Raw genomic sequence first — 9,625 nt, 5'->3', positions numbered from 1 at the left:
TCCCCTCAGCCACAAACGGCTCAAGGCAAGATGGGCCGACCAGGATTTCCTCACCCTCATTACTCATATGCGATAGCCCTACCCTTGTGGGGGAGATGCCCGGCAGGGCAGAGGGGGGTGAGCGCCGGGCATTCCGACGATAAGCTCCCTCCCCTACTCCACCCGCCTGATCCGCGGCACCTTCTCGCGCCCCAGCATCAGTTCGTTCAGCGCCCAGACCAGCGCGTCGAGCCTGTCGGGCGACCGGCCATTGGAGAGGCCGCCGGGAGCGAAGTCGCACATCTCGTCTTCCAGCGCCGGGAACCGTCCGGCATGGCGGATGCGGCCTTGTTCGTAGAGTGCGGCGACGGGTTCGGCGCGCAGCCATTTGCCGCGCATGGCCCGCACGGCGCGAACCGGAACCATGTGGTCCTCCGCTGCGATCACCGCTTTCACCATGTCGCCGCCCTGGTTGACCTCGGCAATGATCACATCCGCCTCCAGCCGGTGGTAGAGGGCGATGGCGGCGCGAGCCCATTGATAGGGCTTGGCCCGGCTGACGCTTTCATCCGCCAGCACCCAGCCGAAGCCGTCATGGTCGATCCCCGCCGCAACGATGCCGCAGGCGTCGGAACTCTTGCCGGAACTCGCGGGCGGGTCGATGGCGACGACGATGCGTTTCAGCGGCGAAACCCGGCTCATGACGATCCCCTCGATCAGCCCGCGCGACCAGAGCGCGTCTGGCCGGTCTTCGATGAGTTCGCCGTCCAGTTCCTGCCGCCCGAGCCGCGAGCCGGCATAGCGGCCCTCGATCATCGCCATGAAGCCCGGCGCGAGATGGGCGGCGTTTTCCGCCGTGCGCATCCGCGTCACGGGAACCGCCGGGTCGGAAAGCAGCGCGCGCAGCAGGGCGACGGGGCGCGGCGTGGTAGTGACGACAGCGCGTGGAGCATCTCCCAGCCGAAGGCCGAATTGCAGCATGTCCCAGGTTTCCTGCGGATGTTTCCATTTGGCCAGTTCGTCGCACCAGGCGGCATCGAATTGCGGCCCGCGCAAACTGTCAGGGTCCTCCGAAGAGAAAAACGACGCCACCGCGCCATTCTCCCATACCAGCCGCCGACGCGTGGCTTCCAGCCGGGGGCGCTCGGCGCGGGAGACGGAGAGGATGCCCGATGGCCCATCGACCATTACCTCGCGCACATCCGCCAGCGTTTCGCCCACCAGCGCGATATGGCCGCATTTCCTATGCGAGAAAGGCGCAAGGCCCATCGCCATGCCGGCGGCCCATTCGGCGCCAGCGCGGGTCTTTCCCGAACCGCGCCCGCCCATGATCAGCCATGTGCGCCATGGCTCGCGCGGCGGCTGCTGCGCGTCACGGCCCCGGATGAGCCATTCCCTCGTGGCGGATATCGCTGTCCTGCCCGTCAAGCCGATTTTGTTTTTTCGCAAGTCCGGACGGAAAACCGCTTCACACTTTTCCTGGACTTGCTTTGATAATCTCGGCTGCGCGGAGCGTGGCAAGTTCGTCGATCCTCCTGTCGATGAGCGCGAGCGCTTCGCGCAGTTCTCCCGGCCTGATTTCCGCCGCCGGAGCGGCTTCCGCGGGGCGCGTGTCGTTCTCGCGCTCGAGATCGATGATCGTTTTTAGCGCCTTGGCAAGCGATACCAGCGCATCGACCGCCCCCTTGTCCGGCACCCTGCCGCCTTCCGTCAGGCGCATGAGTTCCGTGCGGACGCGGGAGAGGATTTCTTCCATATCGGGAAGGCGACCGGATTTCGCCGGATCGTGGTCCAGCCCCAACCGGCGCAGGCCGCACAGATAGGTGGCTTCCTTGATGTTGAGCAGCGTGGCGATCTCGGCATGCGGCACGCCATATTTACGCGAGACGTCATAGCCCGCACGGGTGCGCGCAAGGGGAATGGGGGGCATGGGGAGATATCCGGTTGGCCGCCCTCCCTTCCCCCTTGCGGGGGGCCGAGCCACGGGTCTCGACCCGTCCTTCGGACCCCCGCAAGGGGGAGGGAGGGCGTTGGCGCTGTATCAGCCATAATTTTCCGACGATAACAAAAACCTACCAAACCACCGTCACGGCGTCAAGGACTTTTTTCCTAGCTTAGATATTTTCTCATATGTCACACGTAAGGAATTAGTTACCCTGTGTTCGTCCCGCTCCTTGCGTTTTTATTCAAATGCGACACACTCCCGGGCGGCGGCGCGATGATTGGAAGAATCTGCGCTCGACCAAGGCGGAGATCATGCGCAATTCCCCGAAAAAACCGCGTAAAGCGGCGCAAAGACCGTTCCGCAGCCCGCGGCTGATCTGGCTCGACGCGTGGGTCGACAGCGCGCTCTATAACTTACGCTTTTCGCTGGCCGAGTTCTGGGAGAACACCACCATCTTCTTCCGCCGCTTCCGCGTGCGCGGGCTCCGGCGGCTCGTCGTGGAAGTGCTGGACGAGGGTTTCACGCTGGGCGTGGGCGGCTGCGTGCTCATGCTGGCGCTGGCGCTTCCGGCTTTCGAGGAAACCAAGAAGGACTGGCGCGCGCAGGACGATTTCGCCGTCACTTTCCTCGATCGCTATGGCAACGAGATCGGCCGGCGCGGCATCCTGCACCGCGATTCGGTGCCAACAGATGAATTGCCAGACCATGTGGTGAAGGCGGTGCTGGCGACCGAGGATCGCCGCTTCTTCGACCATATCGGCCTTGATTTCGTCGGCCTTGCCCGCGCCATGTCCCAGAATGCGCGCGCCAATGGCGTGGTGCAGGGCGGCTCGACCATCACGCAGCAGCTCGCCAAGAATCTGTTCCTCTCCAATGAGCGCACGCTGGAGCGCAAGATCAAGGAAGCGTTCCTGGCCGTCTGGCTCGAAATGAACATGAGCAAGAAGGAGATCCTCCGGCTCTATCTCGACCGCGCCTATATGGGCGGCGGCACCTTCGGCATCGCGGCGGCGTCGGAATTCTATTTCGGCAAGAACATCAAGGATGTGTCGCTGGCGGAGGCCGCGATGCTGGCGGGGCTGTTCAAGTCGCCCACCAAATATGCGCCGCATATCAACCTGCCCGCCGCCCGCGCCCGCGCCAATGTGGTGCTCACCAACATGGTGCAGAGCGGGATGATGACCGAGGGCCAGGTGGTCGCCGCGCGGCGCAACCCGGCCAGCGTCGTCGATCGCGCCGAGAACGAAAGCCCCGATTACTTCCTCGACTGGGCGTTCGAGGAAGTGAAGAAGATCGCCGGCGACCTGCCGACGCAATCGCTGATCGCGCGCACCACGCTCGACCGCAACATCCAGAAGGCCGCCGAGGAGGCGATCGAGTTCCATTTGCGCCAGCATGGCAAGGAATATCAGGTGACGCAGGCGGCTGCGGTGGTGCTCGCCAATGATGGCGGCGTGCGCGCCATGGTGGGCGGGCGCGATTATGGCGAGAGCCAGTTCAACCGCGCCACCAGGGCGCTGCGGCAGGCGGGTTCGTCGTTCAAGCCCTATGTCTATGCCGCCGCCATGGAAGCGGGCATGACGCCGATGACCGTCATTTCCGACGGTCCGATCAGCTGGGGCAACTGGTCGCCGCGCAATTACGGGCGCAGCTTCGCGGGCCGGGTCAACCTGACCACGGCGCTGGTGAAGTCGCTCAACACGGTGCCGGTGCGGCTCGCCAAGGATCATTTGACGACGGCGCCCATCGTGAAGCTCACCAAGGCGATGGGGATCGAATCGCCGATCTCCTCGCACAAGACCATGGTGCTCGGCACCTCAGGCATGACCGTCATGGATCAGGCAACGGGCTTCAACGTCTTCGCCAGCAACGGCATCGCCGGAACGCGCCATGCCTTCACGCAGGTCCTGAATCACAAGGGCGACGTGTTGTGGGACTGGGGCCGCGACGGGCCGGAGCCGAAGCGCGTGCTCTCGGAAAAGGCGGCGTCCGAGATGAATTCCATGCTGGTGCAGGTGCCAGAATGGGGCACGGGACGCCGCGCGGCGCTGCCGATGACGCGGGTGGCGGGCAAGACCGGCACGACGCAGAGCTATCGCGACGCCTGGTTCGTCGGCTTCACCGGCAATTACACGGCGGCGGTCTGGTACGGGAACGACAATTTCACCCCGACCAAGGAGATGACCGGCGGCATCCTGCCCGCCATGACATGGCAGCGCATGATGAACTATGCGCATCAGAACATCGAGCTGAAGCCAATCCCCGGCATCGACAAGCCCTTCCCCGATCCGAAGCTCGTCGCCAAGGCGGAGGGCGAGAAGGGCGACGCCGCGCAGCACGACAGCCTCGTGGAGCGCCCCCGCGTCCTCTCCAGCGCCACCACCCGCGCCCTGCGCGAACTGAACCAGCGCTTCCGCAACGCCCCGCTGCTGGCCGCGCCTGTGGGGCGGACAAGGCTTTCGGCGCTGTGATTCGCATGTTTCAACGGAAGCGCCCGCATACCCCCCTCTGCCCTGCCGGGCATCTCCCCCACAAGGGGGGAGATCACGCTATCATTGACGACGCCGCCAATCGCAAACGTTCCAGGCTGAATGCCTTCGGCGATGCCAGCCGATCTCCCCCCTTGTGGGGGAGATGCCCGGCAGGGCAGAGGGGGGTTCCTCGCGCCATCGTCAACCATTTGTTGTTATGCTCCCCATGCTCCGAACCCTCCTCCCCACGGCCCTGACTCTCCTCGTCGCCATCGGCGGCGGGGTGGGGAGCGTTTATTATACGCTCAACCGGGAGCAGGGTTTCGGCGCGCTTCATGCGGGCCAATGGACTGCCTATCCGGAAGCGGGCACGGGGCAGGCCGATCCCTATACCAAGGCGCGGGAAGCCCGCAGCGGCGCGCTGGAACTGGGCGCGGCGGAGGGCGTGACCTTCCATGCCGTCCGCGACGCTAAAGGACGGCCCTTGCGGGCCAATTGCACCTACAGCATCACCGGCGATACGCCGCCCGCGCGCTTCTGGACGCTCTATGCCGCCGACCGCTCGCTCTCGCCCCTGCCCTCGCCTACCGATATGCCGCCCGCGCTCCATTCGCGTGAGCTCCTGCGCCATCAGGACGGCAGCTTCATCATCACCGTCTCGCCGCAGGCCCAGCCCGGCAACTGGCTGCCCGTGTCCGGCGCGGGGCCGTTCGTGCTGGTCATGACATTCTACGATACGCCCATCGCCAGCTCCACCGGGCTTTCCGATCTCACCCTGCCCTCGGCCAGCCTCGTGGCGGGCGAAGGAGGCTGCCATGGGTAGGCTCGTCTATGCCCTGGGCCTCGGCCTCATCGGAGCGGGCATCGTGCATATCGCCGTGCTGCTGCTCGTGCCTGTCTATTCCGACCGCAACGCCTGGAGCCGGATCACGGCGCAGGGCGAGGCCTACCGCTTCCATGTGCTCGATGCGGGCAAGGATGGGGGCTTCCACGACCCGCTCTTCCAGCTTGCCGCGTGCCGCTTCGATCTCGCCGATGGTCCCGTGCAGGTCACCGCCACCGGCAATGTGCCGTTCTGGTCGGTGTCGGTCCATGGCCGCAATGGCGAGACGCTCTACAGCGTCAACGACCGCGCCTCGACCGACGGCAAGCTCGACCTTGTCGTCGCCAACCGTCTGCAGATGGTGAACCTGAAGAAAGACCTGCCCGAAGAAGCCGCCGCCTCCATCCTCGCCGAGGAAGAGATGAGTGAAGGCTTCGTGCTGATCCGCGCCTACACGCCGGACCCGACCTGGGTTCCATCGGTGCGGCGGTTCCTGAGCGAGGCGGGGTGCGAGACGCTGCCGGTGTGATGCCACGCTCCTTCCTTCCCCCTTGCGGGGATTGAGGAGCGTTCGGCCGAAGGCCGAGGAAAAGCCAACGATCTGGCTTTTCCAGCGACGAAACCCGCGTTAGCGGGCGGATGGGGTGGTGACGGATGCGCTTGCTTCGAAGATCGTGGCGCAAACGTCACCACCCCCACCCGACCCTTCGGGCCACCCTTCCCGCAAGGGGGAGGGAAAGCGCGGTTCCATGGTTAACAACTTTCTAAGTCTTCCGCGATAATTTGAGGCAACGGAGCGTCGATTGCTCCCTTTAGCCGGTCGCATGATCCTGCCCGAAAAGCCTGCATCTTTTCCGGATCATGCGCCTGTCGAGTTGCTTGCGATTACCGGAGTACCTGCGTGACAAACGATGAGTTCCGCGCCCTGGAAACCCTTCAGGCAAGCGGCTGGGCGGATGGCGGAAAGGCCGACGATCTTCTTTCAGCCGCCGTCACCGCATTCACGGGCATCACGCGCCCGGCTCGCAGCGAGATACAACAACTCGAAGACCTGGCGCTGCCGCTCCTCGAAAACGCGACCCCGCGCGGCAAGCGCCATGTGGCCGCCGTCCTGTCGCAACTGGATACCGCGCCGCGAAAACTGGTGCTGGCGCTTTGCGGAGAGGCGGTGGAAATCGCCGCGCCGCTGCTGCTGCGCTCAAGCGTGCTGACGTCCAACGATCTGGTGGAGATCATCGGAAAACACGGCCTCGCCCATGCCCGCGCCATCGCCCGGCGACCGGAACTGGACGGGATCGTCGGGAGCGTGCTGGAGAGTTTTGCGGACCCGGTGATTGACAGGTCGATGGAGGTGCGGCGGAGGCTGGGGGAAACCGATACTTCAGACGTCATCGCGAGGCGCCCCCCTCTGCCCTGCCGGGGGAGATTGGCTGGCACTAATGACGGCGCTTATCTTGCAACGTCGGCGATTGGCGAAAGCAGAACTGACAGCGCAATCTCCCCCCTTGTGGGGGAGATGTCCGGCAGGACAGAGGGGGGTATTGTCCCGCCGACCCTTCCGTCCGAGAGCGAACTGACCCAGCGCCCAGATCAAGCCCCCTCGCCCGCCGACTCCATGATCGACACCGCGCTTCTCATCGACCCCGTGTTCTTCCGCAACATGCTGGCGGACAGGCTGGGCGTCAGCTTCGAACAGGCGCAGGCGATCATCGGGCAGTGGCCGGATTCGCGGCTGCCCATCGCGCTGAAGGCGCTGGGGCTTTCGGCGCAGGATTGCTATCTCATCATGACCGCCGTGCTCGGCCCTATCAGCAGCGACCGGCACAGCCTGCGGGATTTCGTGTATTTCTACCGCTCCATCGACCGCGAAACCGCGCTGCACCTTGTGCGGCGCGGCAAGGCCGGCGAGATGACCGCCCTCCTGCGGCAGAAGCTGCGCGAGATGGCGGCGGAGAATGACGAGCCCGTGCTCGACGCCGCCAACAGCGACGGAATCACAGCCTTCAAGGCGGCGCGGTAGCACCCTTCCGCCGCCCGCCCTCCCCGCGCCCTCGGGACCCGGCCATAATGACGCCCTATTTTGCGGAGCTTACTGTTACAACATAACGTCGGCATAAAAGCATTTCGCAGTTAAATGGCCTCATTTAACGACCGCGACAATGCGACAAACTAGGAATCTAGAGCGAGCGCAATGGGTACGATTGAGCGCGACCCGCTCTAGTGGAGTTTTCCATGAAGACGATTGCAACAGAAGCTCCCTCGGGGGCCGCCCTTGCCGCGGATTCCGTCATCGGGCTGGACGCTGCGATGTCGAGCGAAGGCAAAACGCGGGCCGCGCTTCACATCGGCAAGGCGAACATGTTCGCGCCGGAGCAGAACCGCTACACTTTCAAGCATATGGAAGAGTTCTTCCCGACGAAGACGATCGACGCGGGCGAAGGGCTGGAATTCATTTTCATGGATGCCGGGATCCCGTTCGATCAGGAGAAGATCGGCTTTTCGTTCCGCGACCCGCTTACCGGCGACGTCAGCACCAGCACGCTTGCGCAAATGTTGCGCGAGACGCGGGCGGATGCGCTCGTCGTGCTCAAGGACGGCAGGCTCGTCCATGAGGCCTATTTCGACGGGCAAACCCCGCGCACCCGCCACCAGATGATGTCCGTCACCAAATCCCTCACGGGGATGCTGGCGGGCGCACTCCTCGCGGAAGGAAAGCTCGACCGGAACGCCAGGGTGGGCGATCTTATTCCCGAACTCCTCGGTTCCGCCTATGGAGATGCGACGGTCGGTCAGGTCATGGATATGACCGTCGGCATCCGCTATTGCGAGGATTACACCGATCCGGAATCGGAGGTCGCCATCTACGGCGCGGTGCTAGGCTTCTTCCCCTCTCCTACCGGATATTCAGGCCCCCGGACCATCCGTGAATTCCTGCCCACGCTCAGGAAGAAGTGCGAGCATGGCAGAGCGTTTCATTATGTGACCGCCAATACCGATGTGCTCGGCTGGCTTTGCGAGCGCGCCACCGGCATTCCACTCGAAAAGATGATCGAAGAGCACATCTGGTCGAAAATGGGCATGGCGCGCGATGCCTATGTGCTCGTGGACAGCGCGGGCACGGCGTCATGCGGCGCGGGTTTCAACGCCACGGCGGTCGATCTGGCGAAAATCGGCCAGATGCTGCTGGATGAGGGCCTGTTCAACGGCCAGCGTATCCTTCCGCCCGGCTTTTTCGCGGAATTGCTCAAAGGCGGCGACAGGGAGACCTTCGCACGGAGCCCCGAAGGCAAGATCGCCATGAGCGGCTGGAGCTACCGGGACCAGTTCTGGTTCCGCCACAATGCGCACAACGCCTATATGGCGATCGGCATTTTTGGGCAGTGGCTCTATATCGATCCGGCGGCGAGGACTGTCATCGTCATGCAATCCAGCCTGCCCCTGCCCGACAGCGACGAAGTGGTCGCCTATACGCTGGCGGCCTTCGACGCGATCATTGCGGGCCTCGATTAAGACGGCGGCGCTTCGGCCAGTTTGGCGCGCTGCGTGGGGAAAAGGCCGAGCACCAGCATGCAGCCGAGAATAATCACCCCTGCCCCGGCGAATTGCAGCGGCGACAACGGCTCTTTCAAAAGCAGCGCCCCGACCAGCACGGCGACGATGGTGACGGCGAATTCGACGCTGATCGCCTTGGTCGGGCCGATGGAGCCGACGAGGCGGAAATAGAGCACATAGGTGGTGGCGCTCATCACGCAGGCGGAGATGAGCAGATAGAGTATGTCGAGCGGAGCCGGCATGCCCGGAATCGGCACGAAGAAGAGGAAGGGCGCAGCGATGAGCCCGCCGAACAGGAAGGAGCCGATCGTCACTTCCCAGGAGCCGGCAAATCTCAGCTTGTGGCTGGCGTAATTGCTGCCGAAGGCGGCGGAGAAGCAGGCGACGAGCGTGGCGGCGCAGCCGAAGATGAACTCTCCCGTCACCGGCACCGCCGGAAAGCCGACAAGCAGCACGATGCCCGCCACGCCAAGAATGAGGCCGACGAGGCCGCTCGGCCGCATCCGCTCCAGACCCCAGATCTGGCTGATGACCATGGAGAAAAGCGGGATCGAGGCTACGAGGATAGCCGCCATCGCAGTTCCGATCAGCGGCGTGGCATAGGAAAGCCCGAGCAGCTGCCCGGCGACTGTGGTGGCACCAACGACGAAGAACGGCGCCCAGCCCACTGAGAAATCCAGCCGCCGCCCCATGGCCCGCGCGATCAGGAACAGCGTCGCGCTGGCAATGAGCGCACGAACCGCCACCGCCGCCACAAAGCCGAAAGCGGCCACGACCTTGAGCACGACAAGAAAAGAAAGGCCCCAGGCGAGGGAAAGGAAGATGTAGACGGCGAGATCGCGGGGCTTCATGGGC

General features: G+C 64.3%; 8 protein-coding genes. 5 read left to right on the top strand and 3 right to left on the bottom strand.

What is annotated here, in order from left to right; all coding sequences use genetic code 11:
• Positions 1-153: 153 nt before the first annotated feature.
• Together IEX53_RS20650 and IEX53_RS20645 are read right to left on the bottom strand one after the other, a co-directional pair.
• Entirely contained in the window at positions 154-1,407 is a 1,254-nt protein-coding gene (locus IEX53_RS20650; protein WP_444542153.1) for a DNA-packaging protein, read from the bottom strand.
• Positions 1,408-1,447: 40 nt separating this feature from the next.
• Positions 1,448-1,909 carry a hypothetical protein gene (locus tag IEX53_RS20645; RefSeq protein WP_188826068.1) on the bottom strand — a complete coding sequence of 154 codons (462 nt, stop codon included), beginning with the start codon at positions 1,907-1,909 and terminating at the stop codon, positions 1,448-1,450.
• 326 nt (positions 1,910-2,235) lie between these two features.
• Between IEX53_RS20645 and IEX53_RS20640 the strand changes: the two genes are divergently transcribed.
• The 5 genes from IEX53_RS20640 (at position 2,236) to IEX53_RS20615 (ending at position 8,728) form a co-directional block, all read left to right on the top strand.
• Positions 2,236-4,395 carry a transglycosylase domain-containing protein gene (locus IEX53_RS20640; RefSeq protein WP_188826074.1) on the top strand — a complete coding sequence of 720 codons (2,160 nt, stop codon included), beginning with the start codon at positions 2,236-2,238 and terminating at the stop codon, positions 4,393-4,395.
• Between the two features lie 226 nt (positions 4,396-4,621).
• On the top strand, positions 4,622-5,218 hold the full coding sequence (locus IEX53_RS20635; protein WP_188826067.1) for a DUF1214 domain-containing protein: 597 nt from the start codon (positions 4,622-4,624) through the stop codon (positions 5,216-5,218).
• Positions 5,211-5,747: a DUF1254 domain-containing protein gene (locus IEX53_RS20630; RefSeq protein ID WP_188826066.1), complete on the top strand. Its 537-nt coding sequence runs from the start codon at positions 5,211-5,213 to the stop codon at positions 5,745-5,747. Before IEX53_RS20635 ends, IEX53_RS20630 begins: the two co-directional genes overlap by 8 nt.
• 372 nt (positions 5,748-6,119) lie before the next feature.
• A complete protein-coding gene (locus IEX53_RS24305; protein WP_308429162.1) occupies positions 6,120-7,238 on the top strand; it encodes a DUF2336 domain-containing protein in 1,119 nt (372 codons plus the stop codon).
• Between the two features lie 212 nt (positions 7,239-7,450).
• Positions 7,451-8,728: a serine hydrolase domain-containing protein gene (locus IEX53_RS20615; protein WP_188826065.1), complete on the top strand. Its 1,278-nt coding sequence runs from the start codon at positions 7,451-7,453 to the stop codon at positions 8,726-8,728.
• On the opposite strand, the gene IEX53_RS20610 is transcribed toward IEX53_RS20615, so the two are convergent.
• Positions 8,725-9,621 carry a DMT family transporter gene (locus tag IEX53_RS20610; RefSeq protein ID WP_188826064.1) on the bottom strand — a complete coding sequence of 299 codons (897 nt, stop codon included), beginning with the start codon at positions 9,619-9,621 and terminating at the stop codon, positions 8,725-8,727. The genes IEX53_RS20615 and IEX53_RS20610 overlap by 4 nt on opposite strands.
• Between the last annotated feature and the right edge of the window lie 4 nt (positions 9,622-9,625).

Source organism: Paramesorhizobium endophyticum (genome assembly GCF_014640615.1).
In the GTDB taxonomy this organism is placed as follows: domain Bacteria; phylum Pseudomonadota; class Alphaproteobacteria; order Rhizobiales; family Rhizobiaceae; genus Paramesorhizobium; species Paramesorhizobium endophyticum.
Note: the sequence above shows the minus strand (reverse complement) of the source record. Positions and strands in the feature narration are given on the sequence as shown.